This window comes from Asticcacaulis machinosus (genome assembly GCF_028550435.1).
GTDB classification, from domain to species: domain Bacteria; phylum Pseudomonadota; class Alphaproteobacteria; order Caulobacterales; family Caulobacteraceae; genus Asticcacaulis; species Asticcacaulis machinosus.
Window position 1 is genome coordinate 914282 of sequence record NZ_JAQQKV010000001.1, and the last position, 19634, is coordinate 933915.

Below are 19634 nucleotides of genomic sequence, written 5' to 3' on the forward strand. Positions count from 1 at the left end.
AAACCCAGTGATGTCCGATCTGAACCGCCGCCACCTTCTGCAAAGCGCTGCCGTCACAGGGGCGGCCCTCAGCACCAGTTTGGGTGCGAGCCTAAGCGCCGGTTCGGCTCTGGCCGCCCCAAAAACACCGGCAAAGACCGTTGATATGGCGGACTTTTTTCCGCAGGATGATCTGACGCCGCGCGAACGGACTTTGCTGGATTTCGACTGGAAATTCCATTTCGGTCACGCCAGCGACATCTATAAGGATTTTCGGTATGGGGCGGCTCAGGCCACCCATGCCAAGCAAGGCGCCAACGTCGCCTCATGCCTTGGGGCCGATTATGATGACAGCAAATGGCGCAGCCTGAACCTGCCCCATGACTGGGCAGTGGAGCTGCCGTTCAATCCCCACGCCGATTATATTCCGGAAACGGTGCGTGAGCATCACCCGCCGTCGGATCACGGCTATAAGCCGATTGGTCGCGACTTCCCCGAAACCTCGATCGGCTGGTATCGCAAGATCGTGCCGGTATCGACAGCGGATAAGGGCAAGCGGTTATGGATCGAATTTGACGGTATCTTCCGTAATGCCCTGATTATCTTCAACGGCTTTATCCTTAAGCGCCACGAAAGCGGCTACACCTCGTTCAATGTCGATATCACCGACTTCATCAATACCGACGATAAGCCCAATGTGCTGGTTGTGCGCGTCGATGCCACCGAAGGCGAAGGCTGGTTCTACGAAGGGGCTGGCATCTACCGCCACGTCTGGCTGGTTAAAACCAATCCCGTCCATATCCCGCAATGGGGCGTGTGGGTGCGTGGTAGCGCCGACGGCAAGGTCTCCGTTTCAGTCACCATCGCCAACACCTCCGCCGAAAAAGCTGACGTTAAATATGTTATTACCGCCTATGATGCTGACGGCAAGGTGGTTGTGACCGAAGACCATGTTCTGGATTATGCCCTGCTGGCCGGTGACCGCCGTGACAGCACGATCTTCACTCAGGTGCCCGCGCCGCGCCTGTGGTCGATCGAGGCCCCTCACCTCTATCGGCTGGAAACGAAGCTGTTCGTCGGCAGCCAGCATATCGACACCCATGTCATCTATTTCGGCCTGCGCGATATTAAATTCGATGCCGAAAAAGGCTTTTTCCTCAATGGGAAACACGTCAAACTTAAAGGGACAAATAACCATCAGGATCACGCCGGTGTCGGCAGCGCCATACCTGATGCCCTGAACCTGTGGCGGTTGCAGCAGCTTAAGGACATGGGCAACAACGCCTATCGCTGCTCGCACAATCCACCGACGCCTGAGGTGCTGATGGCCTGCGACCGGCTGGGCATTGTGGTCATCGATGAGACGCGCAAGATGTCGTCGTCCGAAGAGGGCCTCTATCAGCTTGAAGCCATGATCGTGCGTGACCGCAACCACTCGTCGGTCATCGCCTGGTCGATCTGCAACGAGGAGCCCCTGCAAGGGACCGAGCGCGGCATCGAAGTGGCCAAGACCATGAAGGCCCTGTGCAAGCGCCTTGATCCGACCCGTCCGGTGACGGCAGCGCTCGATAACTCCTACGGCAAGGGCATTACCTCGGTCGTCGATGTGCTGGGCTTTAACTACCGTCACCATCTGATGGAACAGTTCCACGCCGACTATCCGCATATTCCGATTCTGGGCTCTGAGACCGGCTCGACGGTTTCAACCCGCGGCGAATATGTCACCGATGCGTCGAAATCCTTTGTGCGCGCCTATGACACCGAACATCCGTGGTGGGCCTCAACCGCCGAAGCCTATTGGCCGCTGTTCGACGAAAAGTCGTTCATCGCCGGCGGCTTTATCTGGACCGGCTTTGACTATCGCGGGGAGCCGACACCCTATAACCGCTGGCCTGCCATTTCATCACAATTCGGGATTCTGGACACCTGCGGCTTCCCGAAGGACAACTATTACTACTACCGCGCCTGGTGGAAGTCTGAGCCGCTTCTGCACCTGTTCCCGCACTGGAACTGGGAAGGCAAAGAGGGGGAGAAAATTCCGGTTTGGGTGCATTCCAACCTTGATGAGGTCGAACTGTTTGTGAATGGCAAGTCGGCGGGTAAAAAGCCGGTCGTCAAAAACCGCCACCTTGAATGGGACGTCGCCTATCAGCCGGGCAAGATTCAGGCCTTTGGCTATAAGGGCGGCAAGGTGGTGATGAAGCAGACCCGCGAAACGGCAGGCCCTGCGGCCAAACTGGTGCTCACCGCCGATCGCACGACGCTCAAAGGCGATGGCCGCGATGTGGCGATCCTCAAGGTTGAGGCGTTCGACGCCAAGGGCCGTCCGGTGCCTAAGGCCGACCATCTGGTCACATTCGAGATCACCGGCCCCGCCAGCGTTATTGGCGTCGGCAACGGCAATCCGGTCAGCCATGAGGCCGATAAGGCCTCCCAGCGCAAGCTTTTCAACGGTCTGGCGCAGGCGATCGTGCAAACTGATCGAACGGCGGGCCGCATCACAGTCAGGGCCATCAGTGACGGCCTTAAAAGCGGGCTGGTTACCCTCACATCGGGCTGATCGTAACATAACTGTCAAACAGGGCGGGTAAGGCAAGGTACGTCTTAAAAGGATTGTACCCATGCGCTTACCTGTAACCCTCACCTCCATTCTGGCTCTGCTGGCAGTCACGGCTACCGCAGAACCTGCGCGTCAATGGCTGGCCGGGGATCACCATGTCCACAGCCGCTTTTCGGGCAAGGTTAAGGACGGGCAGTATGTGCTGGGCACGGACGGCATCTATACCATCCCGAAAAACGCCGAGATGGCGCAGACATATGGGCTGAAATGGTTTGTCTCGACCGATCATGGCGGGCTTGGCCTGTCGCAGTTACACTATGACCAGACCTGGCCTGAGGTGGTCGAGGCGCGCAAGGCCACACCGGAACTGATTATATTTTACGGTATGGAATTCGATACGCCGGGCGGGGATCATTCGTCGATTATCCTGCCGGTTGGGCCCGATGAGCGTGAGACCCTGCGCCGTCTGGAACACAGCTATTCCGCTCATGAAGTTGATGATCCGGGCCGTGATACGACTGAACATATGTTGAAAGCCCTGCGCGATATGGACAGCCTAAGCCCTAAGCCACTGGTTTTTGCACACCATCCGTCGCGCTCAGCCAAGGGCATTGACCAATATCATGGACATACGCCGTGGGAACTCAGGGCCTGGCATGACACCGCCCCAAGCGTCGCCGTCGGCATGGAAGGCGCGCCGGGCCATCAAGGCACGTCGCTGAAAGTCACGCACAGTCCTCGTAAGCGCGGCTACTACGTCAATTCACCAACTTACGGCGGTTTTGACATCATGACAGCCAAGGTCGGCGGGATGTGGGATTCGTTTCTGGGCGAAGGCCGCCGGTTCTGGATCACTGCCACGTCGGATTCTCACCGTAATGTCGCAGATGGCGGCGAGGACTTCTGGCCGGGTCAGTATGCCAAGACCTATGTGTGGGCGAAGCCTGATCAGTCAGACATCATTGACGGCCTGAGACACGGGCGGATATTCGTCGCCACCGGCGACCTGATTAGCGAACTGGATATGGAGATTGCGGGCGCTCACAATGGCGGCACGGCTCAGGTCAAGGCTGGACATACCGTGACCCTCAACGTCCGCCTGCGCGATCCGGCGGGTCCTAATGCCAATGGCGACCGGCCGGAGCTAAAACGCGTCGATGTGATCATGGGCGATATCACCGGCAAGAGCGATATCAAGGCCGATACCAACCCGACCACCCGCGTGGTCAAACGCTTTGGCCCCGCCGACTGGACGCGCGACGGTGAGATCATCACGCTTTCCTATTCATTCAAAGTCGAACGTGACGGCTATGTCCGTCTGCGTGGCACTTCGACCAACGAGATGGAACCTGAAGCTGATCCTTTGGGCGAAAACCCGTGGCCGGATCTGTGGTTTTATTCTAACCCGGTGTTTGTTAAAGCCAAATAAAAACACCCCCGAAGTCTGAACTTCGGGGGTGTTTCTTATATATATTCCATCCCAAAATATTTTGGCCAACGGCCAATAACTTTGGGGTGAGCTCAATTAAAACGTCATGCTCACGCCGACAAACACCGTCTTGCCGGATGTGGTGGTGTTCCACAGACGCTTGGCGCCTTGCTGACCAAAGCCGTTATAGAAGCTGTTGACCTGCTCTTCACGCTCATCGGTCAGGTTGACCCCATCAACCGTCAGGCGAATACGTGGTGTGATCTGCCAGAAGGCCGCCGCATCGACATAGGTGGTCGAGTTAAAGCTGCCGCCATCGATGGTGTAGTCCGAGCGGAAGTTCTCGGAGATACGCGCGCCCCAAGTCGAGGTTTCATAATAGATCGTCAGGTTGTGATTGACGTCCGACATGCCATAGAGGGAGCCTTCGACGAACTGGCCACGGATCAGGTTTTCCGTCTCCGATTTGACAAAGGTCATGTTAGCGATGGCACCGAAGTTATTAAACGGCGCCGACAGGAAGAAAAAGTCAGTCTGCGCGTTCAGTTCAAGCCCGGTCAGCTTGGCGTCTTTCAGGTTCACGGGACGGGTGTATTCGTTCACCGTGGTCGTACCCACAACGCCGGCCACCAGATTTTCCGGCAAGCCGGTCGAGGCGTAGCTAACATTGTTGAGGGTGCGGTTGATGATGAAACCGTCGATCTTCTTATGGAAGACACCGGCGGTCAACATGCCGACCCGGCCAAAGTACCACTCACCTGACAGGTCAAACTCATCCGAGGTATAGGGGTCGAGGTTCGGATTGCCCGCAGAGACCTTCACATAACCGTTTTCTTCGCTGACCGAGCCCTGCATGGCATAGGCGCTCAGGCCCGGACGGTTGAGGTTTTGCGAAACCGCGGTACGTATCTGGAAGCTGTCGGACAGTTCCAATACGGCGTTGAACGACGGCAGGAAGCCGGAATAGTTCTTCTTCACCTGCACAGCAGTCACGACAGCCGGCAAGGTAGCCGACGGTTTGACGCTCATGAAACCGTCCGAGGTCAGCTCGGTTTCATAGGCACGAACCCCGACGTTTCCGCGCATGTGCTTACCGAAAAAGTCGCCGTTCCAGTCCATTTGACCGTATGCCGCCGTGGTATCTTCCTTGACGGTATAGTTCGACGGCTTTTGCAAAGTGACGCTGCGAGTGATGCCATAGTGCTTCAGCGCCTTGTCCCAGTCAACGATGATCCAATCCTGATCGTCGTGCTTATCGAAGACGATGGCATAGGCATTGACCTTGTTGTCCGGCCCGGTGCCCCAGGTACCTTTTTCCCACTCGGTCTTTTTGACGTCATCATTGGTGTACTGGCTGCCGCTGTTCGAGAAGCTGCGGTACGATATACCACCTTTGTAGGTCAGGTAGTCGTTCTGAACGAAGGTCGCGTTGATTTCGGCATTTTCCAGTTCGGTCGTCTGATAGGTCGAAGAGAAATCGATTTCGTGGGCACGGTAGTTGTTGGCGTCGGTCGTGTCCCACTTATAGGTGTTGTGCGCGTCAGACGTGCCCCAGTATTCGGTGATGAGGCCACCGAAAGCTTCGGTATAGAACTTGTCCGAGATCGGCAAATCGTAGTCCGAGGTTTCCTTGCCGATATGACCGTCGATCGTCAGTTGATCAGACACCTGCCATTGGCCGGTCAGCACTACCTGATTGAAGGTGTTCTCGGCTTCCTGGCGACGGGTTTCGGTGGCGAAAACCGTGTGGGCCGCGTCAACATAGTTGACTGAGTTATATTGATCATAGCGAATCGAATTCAGCGACGGTGCCGGAGCGACCAGATTGCCGGAGTGCGGCGTTGACGCACCAAGAACTGACGATGAGCCCAGCGACGCACGGGTCGCCAGATGGTTTTCGCTGCGGTTATTGGTGAACTTGCCATAAAGCGCATCCAGCGTCAGGGTGACGTTTTCAACCGGACGCCATTGGAAGGCCGAGGTGATGCCAAGACGCTCCTGCTCGGAACCCCATACCGACAAACGGTTACCGCGCTGGAAAATAAGTTCACCGTTCATGGCCTTGGCCTGATCGGCAGCGCTGAGGTTGGTCACGTTATTGGCAGGCGCCCTGATGGTAGCCGCACCATAGGTGTTGTAGCCCTGCTCTTCGGTGTCGCGCTTGCCGTAAGCGACCGATATCAGTGCGCCAAACTTGTTGTCCCAGTTATAGGAAAACTGAGCGGCGGAACGGGGCTGGAAATCCTTGGTGGCGGAGTTTGTACCGCCCTGAAACGAAACCGCGCCCTTAAAGCCCGTGGCGTAATCGAAGGGTTTAGCGGTATAAAGACCGACGGTGCCGGCCATGCCGCCTTCGTCCTGCTCGGCCGAGAACGACTTGCGCACTTCAACCTTTTTAAACAGGTCAGACGCAAACAGGTTGAAATCGAAGGCCCGGTCGCGTGAGGTCTGACCGCGGCTGTCCATCGGCGAGTCAACATTGCCCAGCACTTCCATGCCGTTCAGCTGCACGCGGGTGAAATCCGGCCCAAGACCACGCAAAGACACCCGACGGCCTTCGCCGCCTTCACGGTTGATCGCGACGCCCGGCAGGCGTTGCAGCGATTCCGCCAGGTTCAGGTCCGGGAACTTGGCCATGTCTTCGGCGACGATGGTTTCCGAAGTGATGTTGGCGGTCTTCTTGGCCTGACGGGCCGCGCCCATCGACTTACGGAAGCCGCGCACGACCACTTCCTGAACATCGCTGTCATTGGTCTGGACGGCAGCCTCAGACGCGTCCTGAGCATGGGCGGCACCGCCGACCAGCGAGAAGGCCAGGACGCTGAGCGCCGCACCCGACCACAAAGACAAATTCAATTTAGACATGTAAGGCTCCATTATGCCGCCTTCATAGGGAGGAACGGCGTATGGAGCGCCCGTTATGGCTAAATTGTGAACGGGATTTTGCGAATTTGTTGCAGAAATGTGAATTACGATATTACCCAATGATATCGCACTTAGATTTGCGTATTTGTCATGTAACCGTGGTACGGCGGACACATACCAATTTGCAGCCTGCACGAGTTGAACCATGCGTCGCCACTTTATAACACTGTTCTTTTACTGCCTTGCTACATCAGCGATAGCGCAGAATTTAGAACCTTCCGCAACGTCAGATTTGCACATGAACGACCTGCAAGCGATTGGTACGCACAACAGCTACAAAATTGCCATACCACCGGCGGAGTTGGCTGTGATTGCCACCCACTCCGAAGCCGGTGCGCGGTCGCTCGACTACGGACATCTGCCGCTAAAGGATCAGCTTGATCTGGGCATGCGCCAGCTTGAGATCGACGTTTTGTATGATCCCAACGGTGGGCGATATAGCCACCCTCTCCTGCCCCGCCTGAGCGGCGTCGCCTATGACGCGACCGGCATGGACCGCCCCGGCTATAAGGTGCTGCACATGCCGGACGCCGATGTGCGCAGCCATTGTGCGACCTTCGTGCAGTGTCTGCAACAGATCAAAGTCTGGTCAGACACCCACCCAGACCATGTACCGATCCTGATCATGATGAACGCCAAGGATGGCAAATCAACCGTGGACGGCGGCACCGATGCCCTCAGTTATGACGCGGCCGCCTTTGAGGCGCTCGATACTGAGATCCGTTCGGTGTTCGGGCCAGATAAGCTGATCACACCCGACGAAGTGCGCGGCGATCACAAAACCCTGCGTGAAGGGGTAATGGCTGGCGGCTGGCCTTCACTCAATGCCACACGCGGTAAGGTGTTCTTCGCGCTCGATGAAGGCCCGAGCAAGGTCGCGGTCTATATGCGCGGCCATACCTCACTCGAAGGGCTGCCGGTGTTTGTCAATTCGGTCAGTGAAAGCGCCGATCATGCTGCCTATTTCACCCTGAACGATCCGGTAAAGCAGTTCGACCGTATTCAGGCCGCGGTCAGATCAGGCTTTATCGTCCGCACCCGCGCTGACGATTCCACTACCGAAGCCCGCACGAATGATACGAGCCGGTTCGAGATGGCGCTAAAATCCGGCGCTCAGTACATCTCGACCGACTACCCGACGCCACGCCCTGAGTTCAGTCCCTATAAGGTCGCTCTGCCGGATGGAGTCGCAGCCCGTACTAATCCAGTCACAAAGCCTTAAAAAGTCGCTGCGCCCACAGATCAACTCCCGCAGGATCGCTGATAAGATCCTGACGGATTTCGATCATGATGGCTGGGGTCCCGCGATCATCGCCGTGGATAGGGATGCCATAGTCTTCGTCACGGCTGGTCTGGTACGGCACATTGGCCCCAAGGATCAGACCGGGTTCGCGCAAGCGTTCAAGCACCGTCTCACCATAGGTTTGGGCCTTATCGAACAGCACACCGCCATGCCATTGGCGCGCCTCACCATGATAGACCGGCGTAAAGCTATGGATGCTGACGATACGGGTGGGTTGCCCCTTAGCTTGTCGCTCATTAAGATGAGCCGCGACCTGATCATGAAACGGCGCAAATATGGTTTCGATCCGGTGGGCACGCTCCGCCTTATCAATATTGATATTCCCCGGTATATCGGTCGCTTCTGAGCGCGTGACGATGCTGTTTGGGCTTTCCAGCGGACGGTTCAGATCGATCAACAGCCGCGAATAACCGCCCAGAAATGCCGGCGTGCCCAACATATCCGACAACCTGCGCGTCACCTCGGCCGCGCCAATATCCCAGGCAATATGGCGCTGAAGATCAGCCTCAGAGAGGCCCAAACTGTTGTAATGCTGAGGGATATGGTTGGAGGCATGTTCACACAGCAGCACAATCTCGCTTGTGCCACCCTCGCCTCTCACCTCTATCGGATCAATATGTATCACGCATATTCCGCCTCTTCGGTGACGACTTCAAACCGACTTAGGACACCCGGCCCGAATTGGGTAGATATAGCCACATCCGTCGCATCCCGTCCAATCGCCATCAGGATGCGTCCGACGCGTGGGGTATTGTGACGGGCATCGGCTGTGTACCAGTGCCCGCCCAAAAAGACTTCAAACCAGCCGGAAAAATCCATCGGGGCCGGTACCGGATCAACCTTGATATCGCCCAGATAGCCGGTGCAATAGCGCGCCGGAATATTCAGGCACCGGCACAGGGTCAGGGCCAGATGAGCAAAGTCGCGGCACACCCCGACCTTTTGCTGATAGGCCTCGAAAGCGCTGCGGGTACGGTCGGCCAGTTGGTAATCAAAGCGGATATGGTCATGGCAGAAATCCAGTACCGCCTGCACCCGCGGCCAGCCGGGGACGACATGACCAAACAGATTCCAGGCGATGTCCCCCAGCTTATCGGTTTCGCAATAGCGCGACCCCAAAAGATAGAGCAAAACCTCATCGGGCAGGTCGCGGATGTCGTGCTGAACCGCCTCTAGCGGCACATAGTCAGGCCGACCAGTGTCATGGATGATAAACTCGCTCGATACGGTCATAGGCCCGGCCGGCGCAGTAACTCGCGTACAGACATTACCAAAACTATCGAGATAGTCCCACGTCTCAACATTGGGTGAAAACACCACATCCTGCGGAGTCAAAAGATCGGCCCGCCGCGACGGATGAATGTTCAGACACAGCAGCATCGGCGTCGGCTGCGGGCATTCATAGGTCAGCACATAACCAGCCTTGATTTTCATGACTATCCTTCAGGTCGTGGGTCAGGGTCTGCGCCGTCACTCAGCGTCGTAACGTTAACCTGAACGTCCATACCTAAAAAATCCATGCGGGTTCCGGTGTGGGTTCCCCATAAAGGAATAGCCTGACGCGGGGTGCGGGTCACCCCAACCCGGATCAAGTCACGATTGCCGATAATGCCGTTGGTAGGATCAAACTCGACCCAACCCGCGCCCGGCAAATAGACCTGAACCCAGGCGTGGGTTGCCCCACCGCCCAGCAGTTCCGCACCATCGCGCGTCGGCACATAGATGTAGCCGGTCACAAAACGCGCCGCAAAGCCCAGCGACCGGACGGCTTCCATCATCAAAAGCGCATAGTCGCGGCAGGTGCCGCTCAGACTATAGAGCGTCATTTCCGGCGTCTGGGTGCCGGGATTGGTGCGCCGCGCATAGTTGAAATCGTCATGAATGGCGTGGGTCATGGCCTCGAGCAGGCCCGCCGTATTGGTCGGGCCATTCGGATTGATGAATTTGCGTGCCCAGGCCTCGGTCATGCCGCCGTCGCTATATTGCCGCTGCATCGACGGCATCAGATCGGGAATATCCTCTTCGTCATACTCGAATGGCCAGTGCCGTGCACCATCTTCGGTGCGGTAGTGCAGCCCGATCAGCGGCGAGTGTTCCAGCACCACCGCCGTTTCAAAGCGCAGGTGATCAGAGGTCTCCCCAAAACGCGCCACGGCAATCGAATTATTAAAGGCGTCATGCACCCAGAACAGATCGCTCGGCACGGGCGAAATGCTTAAAGACGACGAAATCAGGCGCTGATCATGGCTGATGCGTGGCCGGAACATCAGGCGATGTTCACCAAATCCGATCGGGCGGCGATAATTATACTGGGTGACGTGATGCACCCTAAGCCGGGTCATGGTGCGTCTCCATTATCTGTGAGACGCACTATACACCCGTCACAGGTCAGTGATAACGATAAAGCCTGACCTTCTGGATCGAGAAGCGGTCCGGCGGAAAGCGGATATGGCGGCCCTGATGGGTCTGGTCGCCGTTCAGCCAGCGCCCGTCTTTCCAGACGCCGTTCTCATAGCTGCCCTCAATGGCCTGCTCAATGCCGATACGGTAGCCGGAGTTTGCCGCCGCGTCGGCAAAGGTCAGAGTCACCCCCGATCCGGCCATCAGGAACTCATCGCCGCCCAGATGGATGATCAGCCCGCCGTGCGAGGCGATGTCCTGCTTGTCTTTCGGCGTCCACGGATCAACCATGGTCGCTTTGAAGCTATAGCCACCCAGATCAAAGGTGCGCGGCGCTTCATCGACCACGCCCTTAATGTCGACGGGGGCCTTAAAACCGCGCATTTTGCCCTTGCCCTGATGGGCCAGCATGACCGGCGTCAGTTGATGCAGAACGCTATAGGCCTGCGTCAGACGGTTGGTGGCGGGATTGGGCAGGTCCTCAATCGAAAACGGTGAAAAGCCCATCGCGTCGTGCTCACCAAACACATAAAAGGCATTGCCGCCCGCTTCGGATTTTCCGGCCTGATTGGCTTCGGGCACAAATAACGGATTGTCATGGCGCTTGAACTTGTCGGCCCAGCCAACAAAATCCGGCCAGTAGCTGTCGATGGCCAGTACATCGATGTCAGGCCCCGCCGCCTTCCAGACATCAAACAGATGCGGCAATGGGCCGGCGCTGGGGTACTCACCCGGCTTTTTATCGGGATGATTAAGCGCGGCATTGACATACATCGGCAGCGGATAGGCCGCCTTGCCAGCACGCGTCAGTTCATTGGCAAAGGTGGCAAAGCCCCAGGCCTGAAACACTTCCTGCCCTTCGGTTCCGCTCCCGAACACCTCGGCCCAGGTGCCTTTGGTCTTAAAACCATTGGCGGCCCACAGATCGCGCAGAAACGGATTGAGTCGCCCTTTGTTCGCCGCCATATATTTTATCAGTTGGGCCGGCACGGCTTTGCGATACGCGGCTTCGGCTTGCGGGCTGTAGTCGCGCACCACCGGCAACATGCCGATCTCGTTTTCGACCTGCACCATGATGACGGTGTGGTCAGTATCGGCCGTTTTCAGATGCCCCAGCAAGGCCGCAAACGCCGCCTTATCCGCCGCCAGAGTGTCCGGGTCGTAGGGGCTTAAAATTTCCTGCGCCACTTTCCTGTCGTCTTCGGCGCGGTCATAGGTCTTATAATCGCGCTTCACATAAGCCGGCACATAGGTCGACATGGAATTTTTCCACGCCCCGAACCACAGGATCACGATCTTTATATTCTGTTCTCTGGCCTGCGCGATCATGGCATCGACCACTTTGAAATCGTAGCGGCCTTTTTCGGGTTCGATCTGATCCCATTCGACCGGCGCCAGTATGGTGTTGACGCCAATGGCTTTCAGGGCTGACCAGTGGGTTTTCAGGTGCTCAGGGTCAGAGGCCGTCGAATTGCCCAGCTCGCCGCCGATCATCAGGAACGGTTTATCATCCACGATCAATTGCGTGGCTGACCCTTGCGGTTTCAGATGCGGCACCTCTGCGCCCACAGCCGGACCGCTAAGCGCGATCAGGCTTGCGGCCATAAACCAGTACAGTGATTTTCTATAAGACGGTGTCATTGGCAATGTCCCTGTTTTTTGCCGCTAACTTGTCATACCAGTTGCAGCTTTTTGTCAGACCTTTGTATTGGGTTAGCGCTAACATCGCAACTCTAAAAAAGTATGGGCCGTAATTTTCGCTCCCGCCTTAACCAAACTCATGGATTTCTTACGGGCCATCAGGCACACTCGTATAAGGAGAATCGCTGCTGCGAATGAAACCTGCACAGGGAATAACATGATCCGCGCTCTGCCGCTTAGATACTGGCTGTTCGGGGCCGCCGCCCTTGCGATCGTGGCGGTATGGACTCTGATGCCGGCTCAGGCCCATCATGGCTGGTCGTGGGCGGAGGCCGAACAAAGCCGCCTGACCGGCAAGGTTGAGAAAATCTCTATGGCCCCGCCTCATCCGGTTTTACACGTCAAAGCGGCCGATGGCGTGCTGTGGCAAATCGACCTTGGCAATCCTACCCAGACCGAGCGTTCTGGCTTTACCGACACTACCGCCAAGGTTGGCGATGACATCAGCATTTTAGGCAACCGCTCGCTCGATAAGGACAAGATGCACATGAAGGCCGTGCGCATCACCCTTGGCGACCAAAACTACGACATGTATCCGGAACGCCTTAAGGCGCATTAGGGTTACTCGACCCAGTCGGCTGTCATCCGGCGCGAGGCCGCAAAGAATAATCCGGCGGCGATCAAATAAAATAACAGCCCGGTCAGGAAGGCATATTTCATTGAATCTTCGCCGTACTGCGGACGCAGATAATCCGACATAAAGCCAAAAAACCACGTCCCTACCGCAATACCGATCAGATTGTTGATCAGCAAAAACAGCGACGACATCATGGTGCGGGAAGCGGCAGGCCCCAGATGCTGAACCGCCGTGATCACCGGCCCCATCCATACCAGCCCCAGGGCCTGCGGAACCACCAGCAGGATAAATACCCACACCGGCGCCGTCGCATTAACCCCCAGCGCATAGAGCGGTACGCAGATCAGTAAGGCCACCGCCGGTATCAGCGGATAGGCCGCCCGTGATGTCTGCCCCAGCCGGTCGCCCAGAAGCCCCCCAAGCGTCATCCCCGCCATGCCACCGATCAGCAGGAGTGCCGCCAGAAACCATGATCGCGACACCAAATCCATTTCTAATGACCGCGCCAAAAAGGTCGGCAGCCAGTACATAAAGCCGTAGCCGGTCATGGAGGTAAACGCTGCCCCCAGCGACAGCAGCCAGAAACCGGGCTTTGCTGCGGCCAGTTTAGCGGTTGCTACAAATCCCATCGGCTTTTCAGCCTTAACCGCCAAATCCATCCCACCTCTGCGCGGGTCTTTGACCATCAGGCGAAATACCGGCGCAAACACAATACCCGCCAACCCAACCACGATAAATGCAAAGCGCCAGTCAACCTGCTGCGCCAAAAGCCCGCCAAACAGCACACCCGCTGCCGAGCCAATCGGGATGCCAAAGGCAAAAATCGCCAGAGCCCGCGCCCGTTGCTTTGGCGGGAAATAGTCGGAAATCAGACTATAGGCCGGAGCCACGCCCCCCGCTTCGCCCACACCAACCCCGACACGCGCCAGAAACAACTGACCAAAGTTCCCCGCCAGACCGCACAGGGCCGTAAAACCCGACCACAGCGCCAAGGCCCCGGTCATGATCCAGACCCGTGAAAACCGGTCAGCCAGCCAGGCTACCGGCACCGCCAGAGTGGTATAGAGCAAGGCAAAGGCCAGCCCCCCCATCAGCCCCAGTTGGGTATCGCTGAGGCCCAGTTCTTCGGCAATCGGGTCTTTGAGAATGCTGATGATCTGCCGGTCGAGAAAATTAAGCGCATAGACGACCACCAGCAAAGCCAGCGCCACATAGCGGCCTTTTGGGGCGGCAGGTTCGGTCATGGATGGCGTCCTTCAAAAAAGCCCGCACCTGAGCATCAGGTGCGGGCCGTGGCCTATCTATTTCAAACGCCGTTACTGATCAATGTCGCGCTTAAAGGTTTCCGGCAGGAACAACAGCCCGATGATGACGGTGCCGACCGCCACCACAATCGGATACCACAGGCCGTAATAGATATTGCCGGTCGCCGCCACCATCGCAAAGGCCGTGGTCGGCAGGAAGCCACCAAACCAGCCATTGCCGATATGATAGGGCAGCGACATGGAGGTGTAGCGGATCTTGGACGGGAACAGTTCGACCAGTAACGCCGCAATCGGCCCGTAGACCATAGTCACCAGAAACACGAGGTAGAACAGGATACCCACTACCAGCGGCTTATTCATCTGGGTCGTATCCGCCTTGGCCGGGTAGCCTGCAGCCGTCAGCGCGCCTTTCAGATCCGCCTGATAGGTAGCGATGGCGGCTTTTTTAGCGTCGCCGGAAAGGGATGCCGGATCAGGTGCTGTAAAGGTCTGATCGCCGACCTTCACGCTGGCGACCGTGCCCGCCGGCGCTTCGACATTGGTATAGCTGATACCGCTCTTGGCCAGATAGGTCTTGGCGATATCGCAGCTTTGGACATCAAACTTGTTCTTGCCGACCGGATCGAACTGAAAGGAACAGTCGTCCTTGTGGGCCGTGACCGTTACCGGCGCACTGACCTGTGCCGCCGCAAGTGCCGGATTGGCCGCATCGGTCAACAGCTTGAAGGTCGGAAAATAGGTCGCTGCCGCCAGCGCACAGCCGAACAGGATGATCGGTTTACGCCCGATCTTATCCGATAGCCAGCCAAAGAACACAAAGAACGGCGTGGCCAGCGCGAGCGAAATCGCAATCAGAATATTGGCCGTCGCCCCATCGACCATCAGGGTTTTCTCTAGGAAAAACAACGCATAGAACTGACCGGTGTACCACACCACGCCCTGCCCTGCGACCGCTCCCAGAAGGGCGATAATCACCCATTTCAGATTGCCCCATTTGCCGAAGGCTTCGGTCAGCGGCGCTTTTGAGGTCTTACCCTCATCCTTCATTTTCTGGAAGACCGGGCTCTCATTGAGTTGCATCCGGATCCACAGGGACACCATCAAGAGCAGGATCGAAACGATGAACGGCAAACGCCAGCCCCAGTCTTTGAACGCCTCTTCGCCAATGACCGTGCGTGTGCCGATCACCACCAGCAAGGCGGCAAACAGGCCCATAGTCGCCGTCGTCTGAATCCAGGACGTATAGAGCCCGCGCTTATTATTGGGCGCATGTTCGGCCACGTAGGTCGCCGCCCCGCCGTATTCGCCGCCCAGCGCCAGCCCCTGAATCAGGCGCAAACCCACCAGAATAATCGGTGCAGCCACGCCAATCGAGGCATAGGATGGCAGCAAACCGACCGCAAAGGTCGACAGCCCCATCAGGCCCATCGTCACCAGAAACGTGTTCTTGCGCCCGACAAGATCACCGATACGCCCGAACACCAGCGCCCCGAACGGTCGCACGGCAAAGCCGGCCGCAAACGCCGCCAGCGCAAAAATAAAGCCGGTTGTTTCATTCACGCCCGAAAAGAACTGAACGGAAATATAGGTGGCCAGCAGGCCATAAAGGTAAAAATCGTACCATTCAAACACCGTCCCCAACGACGATGCGGCGATGACCAGTTTTTCGTTCTGGGTCGCTTTATGGTGCTTAGGCGCAGTTTCCCCTGCGGTTGCCCCTGGACTTGCCATGCAATCTGTACTCCCTGATGTGGCATTTTCTTATTGCGCGCAGGTTTGACTGACTATCCGGATTGGTCAAGCCTTTGTTTGCCTTTAGGGAAAGGATTATACCGAGTTCGCGCCACGGGTATTGACATAAAGGCTGAACAGCGACTGCCCGGCCACCATGAACAGGCGGTTCTTGGCCCTCCCCCCAAAGCAGAGATTGGCGCAGCGGTTGGGCAGATGGATGTGGCCGATCGCCGCGCCGTCCGGCGCAAACACGCGCACCCCGTTCAGGCCCGCGCCGCCGCCCCAGCCGCACCACAGATTGCCGTCCACATCGCAGCGAAAACCATCCGGCGCGCCCTCACCACAATCAACAAACACCCGGCCATTCGTCAGCGTCTGCCCATCGGTCGCGACGTCATAGACACGGATGCGTTTAGGCTTTGCGTTAGATTCAGCGATATAGAGCCTTGTTTCATCGGGTGAAAAGCAGATCCCGTTCGGATGATCTATATCGGCAGCTACCACCATCGCCTCACCTGTGGCCGGATCAAGGCGATAGACATTCGTCGGCAGCTCAGGCGTCGCGCGATGGCCCTCATAATCACCGCCGATCCCAAAGGTCGGGTCAGTGAACCAGATCGAATTATCAGACTTGACCGTCACATCATTGGGCGAATTGAGCCGCTTGCCCTCAAAGCGATCGATCAGGGTCGTGATTGTACCGTCATATTCAGTGCGCGTGACGCTGCGGGTGCCGTGCTGGCACGAAATCAGTCGCCCCTGCCGGTCGCGTGTGTGGCCGTTGGTGTAATCAGACGGTTTACGAAAATGGGTAACGCCCCCCGTTTCTTCATCCCAGCGCAACATTCGGTTGTTGGGGATATCACTCCACAGCAGAAAGCGCCCATCGCCAAACCACACCGGCCCCTCACCCCAGCGTGTGCCGTCATTAAGCTTTTCGACCGCACTTAAGCTCAGGCGATAGCGCTCAAAGCGCGCATCGAGGATTTCAATCGACGGGTCGGGATAAATTTCGCTGGGCTGCCACATGAATCGTTTCTCACTTTAAATCTGTGCCGTTTGTACGGCAGAGGCGGCCCCTTGCCCACCCCGCGGCAAAAGGTTAATACTAACCTTAGACGGGGGCAATCAATCATGGACAGCGGTCAAGATACGGAGTTCACGCGCATATTGCGTGAGACTCAAACCCGCATCAGCCATTCCCAGCACGCCCATTGGGAAGCCACCCAGACCTTTGAATCCCTGGCACGCACATTGATGTTGTTTAACCTGATCGGCGGCTTTGTGGTGTCGCTGCTGGCGGCTATGCCGATCGTGGTGCCCAACCTCTATGAAACCCACAAAGACGCCGTGAGTATTCTTTTGTTTGCCTTGGGCGGGCTGGTCTCGGTGACCTCTATCCTCCAGGCGAGCTTACGCTGGTCGGAGCGATCGCAGCAGCATCTGAATGCCGCCAACGCCTATACCAGCCTGCGCCGCCAGCTTGAGATCGTAACATTACAATCGCGCACCGAGGCGGGGCTCAGCGACCTGATTGCCAAACTGGCCGACCTGTCCGAAACCGCGCCGGCCGTGCCGCAGAACATCTGGAACCGTGCGATTAAAAAAGCAGCGCATAAACTTAAATGATTGGTATCAGGTGATTAGCCGCTTCTTCAAGAACGCCAGAACCAGAATTTCTTCCGGCGTCAGGTGCTCATATTTACGCGCCAGAGTTATGTTGATTTCATGGTTGATTTGCTTGATCAGGCTGCCATCCATATACCCGCCGCATATTTTCGTTCCGCCTCAGTAAGTAAAGCTGATATTTCTACCGCTTTTATCTCGACCAAGCGATTAGCCTCACGGCGATCTTTGGTTTTAAGTGAAATCTTAAATTCAGTACGAGCCTTACCGCCCGCCGTTTTGAAATAAGACCGAAGGTGCTCAGGGACTATCCGACAAAAATAGTAGGTCGCGCCGACCTTTTCCATGTAGGTTTTCAAGGGTGCCTCTTCTGTTACAAATGTAACACCCAGCCGTCGCAAACCCTTATTTTCCTTTGATTATTTAGACCAATCAACCACTTGAGGTGGGATGGCGGAGACGCAGGGATTTATACAATCCATAATAGTCAATTGTTTAATTGAGATATATTAGTTTTTCCTTCCCTTTCAGCCCATACTTTAGCCCATACTTTTAAGGCCGCTACAACGTGAATAGCTGACGCTATAACTATGCCGGTAGCGGTCGCTCGATCATCGCAGCGGCTTTTATTATGACATAAATTAAACGCGAAGCGCAGAGGCCTTCAAAATTTCGGAGCTAAGGCGGGAAAGGAGTAACATAAGTAATGTTGTTGAATTTAAACGGTAATTTATGTAATATTTCATGTAATGTTCTTGTAACCTAATTACTCATATTTATGTATTTTCAGCCGAATTATTTAATCAATAAAATCAATGACATTACAAAAACGCCCCCTCAAGATTACTTCATATTACAGATTTTTGTAACTTTTACACCGCCTGTAAACAATTGAAATAAATCATCTTTTTTCGGACAATCTGCAAATGTTCACGGTTCAGGTTACTAGGTTACTCCTTTCCCGCCACGCATCCTGACTTTTCAAAATCTCACATTAAAAAATTTCCAAATTTGCAGCCTACCACACCCCTGAAAAACAGGCTCCTGACTGCGCTAGATTGCGCTGTGTGCTACCTACCTAAATCCTGCCTCTAATCCCTGCCGCGTAAGGCCTGCGCTGATCTGGCCAAGTGCATAAAAAGTGATACAAAAAGCGCGCGGGCGAGGTGGGGGGACGAGCGCGGCGCGCAGGGCCGGACACCGACGCCCTCGTATCATTCCGCCCCGCCCCGCTGAGCGTCGCAGGCGCACAAAAAGAAACCCGACAGGCGCAGGCCTGCCGGGAAATACCGTCGCTGTACGGCGCTCTAATTGGCTATGATGACCTCTCCGGCGATCGTGCTTTTGTCCGCCCCGCTGATCGTATACCGAACGCTTGCCGCCTCGATCTCGAAGCTCCTAAAGATCGCTCTCACCTCTGGCCTGTCATTCAGGCTCAGGATGAACCGGCCCTTGATCCCCGCCAGTACCTCGGACATCGCCTCGAACTGATCACGGCTGAACAGGTCACGGCCATAGTCGCCCTCGTTGCCGTAGTAAGGCGGGTCGAGATAGAACAGCGTCCCTTCCCGATCATAGCGCCGGATGAACTCAGCCCACGGCAGGCGCTCGATCACAACACCGGCCAGCCGGTCGTGAACCTCTTCAATCATCGGCACCAGCTTGGTCACGTCGAACGCGGCAGGCCTGCCGGTCGATACCCCAAAATTCCGCCCGGCTACCTTGCCGCCGAAGGCCAGCCGCTGCAGATACAGGAATCGCGCCGCCCGGTGCATGTCGGTCAGAGTGTCAGGATCTGTAGCGATCAGCCGTTCAAACTCCGCCCGACTGGATATCCGCCAGCGGATCATATCGGTGAAGGCAACATAATGATGCTGCAGCACGCGAAAGAATGTGGCCACATCCTCGCTGTAATCATTGATGACCTCCGCCTTTGGCCTGAGATCCCGCCGGAAGAATACCCCGCCCATGCCGACGAACACTTCGGCATAGGTTTCATGTGGAATGGCCTCGATACGTTCCCCGATCCTTCTGGCCAGCCCACGCTTACCGCCAATATAGGCCGCGACCGGCCTCACCGGCTTTACCGTTGATAACTCACTCATTGAAATTGCGCTCCGCTTTAATGTTCGCTA

The 19634-nt window shown here is 56.4% G+C and carries 16 protein-coding genes; 5 read left to right on the top strand and 11 right to left on the bottom strand.

The annotated features are described in order from the left end of the window. Positions 1-10 precede the first annotated feature (10 nt). Positions 11-2539 (top strand): beta-galactosidase GalA, encoded by a 2529-nt coding sequence (gene galA / locus PQU98_RS04360; protein ID WP_272743655.1) that lies wholly within the window; start codon positions 11-13, stop codon positions 2537-2539. A 61-nt stretch (positions 2540-2600) separates the two neighbouring features. Then, positions 2601-3968 carry a CehA/McbA family metallohydrolase domain-containing protein gene (locus PQU98_RS04365; RefSeq protein ID WP_272743656.1) on the top strand — a complete coding sequence of 456 codons (1368 nt, stop codon included), beginning with the start codon at positions 2601-2603 and terminating at the stop codon, positions 3966-3968. Between the two features lie 96 nt (positions 3969-4064). Here PQU98_RS04365 and PQU98_RS04370 read toward each other — a convergent pair whose 3' ends face one another. Then, the gene (locus PQU98_RS04370) at positions 4065-6833 is read right to left on the bottom strand and encodes a TonB-dependent receptor (RefSeq protein ID WP_272743657.1); all 2769 of its coding nucleotides are present in this window, start codon (positions 6831-6833) and stop codon (positions 4065-4067) included. A 298-nt stretch (positions 6834-7131) separates the two neighbouring features. Between PQU98_RS04370 and PQU98_RS04375 the strand changes: the two genes are divergently transcribed. Then, complete coding sequence (locus PQU98_RS04375) at positions 7132-8115, top strand: phosphatidylinositol-specific phospholipase C1-like protein (protein ID WP_272743658.1); 984 nt, start codon at positions 7132-7134, stop codon at positions 8113-8115. Here the strand turns inward: PQU98_RS04375 and PQU98_RS04380 are convergent. The 4 genes from PQU98_RS04380 to PQU98_RS04395 are packed head-to-tail and all read right to left on the bottom strand — an operon-like array spanning position 8102 to position 12237. Further along, positions 8102-8821 carry an N-formylglutamate amidohydrolase gene (locus PQU98_RS04380; RefSeq protein WP_272743659.1) on the bottom strand — a complete coding sequence of 240 codons (720 nt, stop codon included), beginning with the start codon at positions 8819-8821 and terminating at the stop codon, positions 8102-8104. The genes PQU98_RS04375 and PQU98_RS04380 overlap by 14 nt on opposite strands. Continuing rightward, positions 8818-9630: a transglutaminase-like domain-containing protein gene (locus PQU98_RS04385; RefSeq protein ID WP_272743660.1), complete on the bottom strand. Its 813-nt coding sequence runs from the start codon at positions 9628-9630 to the stop codon at positions 8818-8820. The genes PQU98_RS04380 and PQU98_RS04385 overlap by 4 nt, the downstream gene beginning before the upstream one ends. Before the next feature lie 2 nt (positions 9631-9632). Continuing rightward, on the bottom strand, positions 9633-10538 hold the full coding sequence (locus PQU98_RS04390; RefSeq protein WP_272743661.1) for a transglutaminase family protein: 906 nt from the start codon (positions 10536-10538) through the stop codon (positions 9633-9635). A gap of 46 nt (positions 10539-10584) precedes the next feature. Then, entirely contained in the window at positions 10585-12237 is a 1653-nt protein-coding gene (locus tag PQU98_RS04395) for a GH35 family beta-galactosidase (RefSeq protein WP_272743662.1), read from the bottom strand. Between the two features lie 217 nt (positions 12238-12454). Between PQU98_RS04395 and PQU98_RS04400 the strand changes: the two genes are divergently transcribed. Beyond that, on the top strand, positions 12455-12856 hold the full coding sequence (locus tag PQU98_RS04400) for a DUF6152 family protein (RefSeq protein WP_272743663.1): 402 nt from the start codon (positions 12455-12457) through the stop codon (positions 12854-12856). A 2-nt stretch (positions 12857-12858) separates the two neighbouring features. Here PQU98_RS04400 and PQU98_RS04405 read toward each other — a convergent pair whose 3' ends face one another. From PQU98_RS04405 to PQU98_RS04415, 3 genes are all read right to left on the bottom strand, one after another. Further along, positions 12859-14118, bottom strand: coding sequence for a spinster family MFS transporter (locus PQU98_RS04405; protein WP_272743664.1), 1260 nt, complete (start codon positions 14116-14118; stop codon positions 12859-12861). Between the two features lie 72 nt (positions 14119-14190). Then, the gene (locus PQU98_RS04410) at positions 14191-15870 is read right to left on the bottom strand and encodes an MFS transporter (RefSeq protein ID WP_272743665.1); all 1680 of its coding nucleotides are present in this window, start codon (positions 15868-15870) and stop codon (positions 14191-14193) included. 96 nt (positions 15871-15966) lie between these two features. Next, positions 15967-16902 (bottom strand): SMP-30/gluconolactonase/LRE family protein, encoded by a 936-nt coding sequence (locus PQU98_RS04415; RefSeq protein ID WP_272743667.1) that lies wholly within the window; start codon positions 16900-16902, stop codon positions 15967-15969. 105 nt (positions 16903-17007) lie between these two features. Between PQU98_RS04415 and PQU98_RS04420 the strand changes: the two genes are divergently transcribed. After that, entirely contained in the window at positions 17008-17502 is a 495-nt protein-coding gene (locus tag PQU98_RS04420) for an SLATT domain-containing protein (RefSeq protein WP_272743668.1), read from the top strand. Between the two features lie 6 nt (positions 17503-17508). On the opposite strand, the gene PQU98_RS04425 is transcribed toward PQU98_RS04420, so the two are convergent. From PQU98_RS04425 to PQU98_RS04435, 3 genes are all read right to left on the bottom strand, one after another. Beyond that, entirely contained in the window at positions 17509-17634 is a 126-nt protein-coding gene (locus PQU98_RS04425; protein ID WP_272743669.1) for a hypothetical protein, read from the bottom strand. Next, positions 17619-17858 carry a DUF6538 domain-containing protein gene (locus PQU98_RS04430; protein ID WP_272743670.1) on the bottom strand — a complete coding sequence of 80 codons (240 nt, stop codon included), beginning with the start codon at positions 17856-17858 and terminating at the stop codon, positions 17619-17621. Before PQU98_RS04430 ends, PQU98_RS04425 begins: the two co-directional genes overlap by 16 nt. Before the next feature lie 948 nt (positions 17859-18806). Further along, positions 18807-19604 carry a DNA adenine methylase gene (locus PQU98_RS04435; RefSeq protein ID WP_272743671.1) on the bottom strand — a complete coding sequence of 266 codons (798 nt, stop codon included), beginning with the start codon at positions 19602-19604 and terminating at the stop codon, positions 18807-18809. Positions 19605-19634: the final 30 nt, after the last annotated feature.

Bases quoted from the DNA above. Each gene is read 5' to 3' on its own strand.
- galA (WP_272743655.1), top strand. From the start codon at position 11: ATGTCCGATCTGAACCGCCGCCACCTTCTGCAAAGCGCTGCCGTCACA.
- PQU98_RS04365 (WP_272743656.1), top strand. From the start codon at position 2,601: ATGCGCTTACCTGTAACCCTCACCTCCATTCTGGCTCTGCTGGCAGTC.
- PQU98_RS04370 (WP_272743657.1), bottom strand. From the start codon at position 6,833: ATGTCTAAATTGAATTTGTCTTTGTGGTCGGGTGCGGCGCTCAGCGTC.
- PQU98_RS04375 (WP_272743658.1), top strand. From the start codon at position 7,132: ATGAACGACCTGCAAGCGATTGGTACGCACAACAGCTACAAAATTGCC.
- PQU98_RS04385 (WP_272743660.1), bottom strand. From the start codon at position 9,630: ATGAAAATCAAGGCTGGTTATGTGCTGACCTATGAATGCCCGCAGCCG.
- PQU98_RS04390 (WP_272743661.1), bottom strand. From the start codon at position 10,538: ATGACCCGGCTTAGGGTGCATCACGTCACCCAGTATAATTATCGCCGC.
- PQU98_RS04395 (WP_272743662.1), bottom strand. From the start codon at position 12,237: ATGACACCGTCTTATAGAAAATCACTGTACTGGTTTATGGCCGCAAGC.
- PQU98_RS04400 (WP_272743663.1), top strand. From the start codon at position 12,455: ATGATCCGCGCTCTGCCGCTTAGATACTGGCTGTTCGGGGCCGCCGCC.
- PQU98_RS04405 (WP_272743664.1), bottom strand. From the start codon at position 14,118: ATGACCGAACCTGCCGCCCCAAAAGGCCGCTATGTGGCGCTGGCTTTG.
- PQU98_RS04410 (WP_272743665.1), bottom strand. From the start codon at position 15,870: ATGGCAAGTCCAGGGGCAACCGCAGGGGAAACTGCGCCTAAGCACCAT.
- PQU98_RS04415 (WP_272743667.1), bottom strand. From the start codon at position 16,902: ATGTGGCAGCCCAGCGAAATTTATCCCGACCCGTCGATTGAAATCCTC.
- PQU98_RS04420 (WP_272743668.1), top strand. From the start codon at position 17,008: ATGGACAGCGGTCAAGATACGGAGTTCACGCGCATATTGCGTGAGACT.
- PQU98_RS04425 (WP_272743669.1), bottom strand. From the start codon at position 17,634: ATGGATGGCAGCCTGATCAAGCAAATCAACCATGAAATCAACATAACT.
- PQU98_RS04435 (WP_272743671.1), bottom strand. From the start codon at position 19,604: ATGAGTGAGTTATCAACGGTAAAGCCGGTGAGGCCGGTCGCGGCCTAT.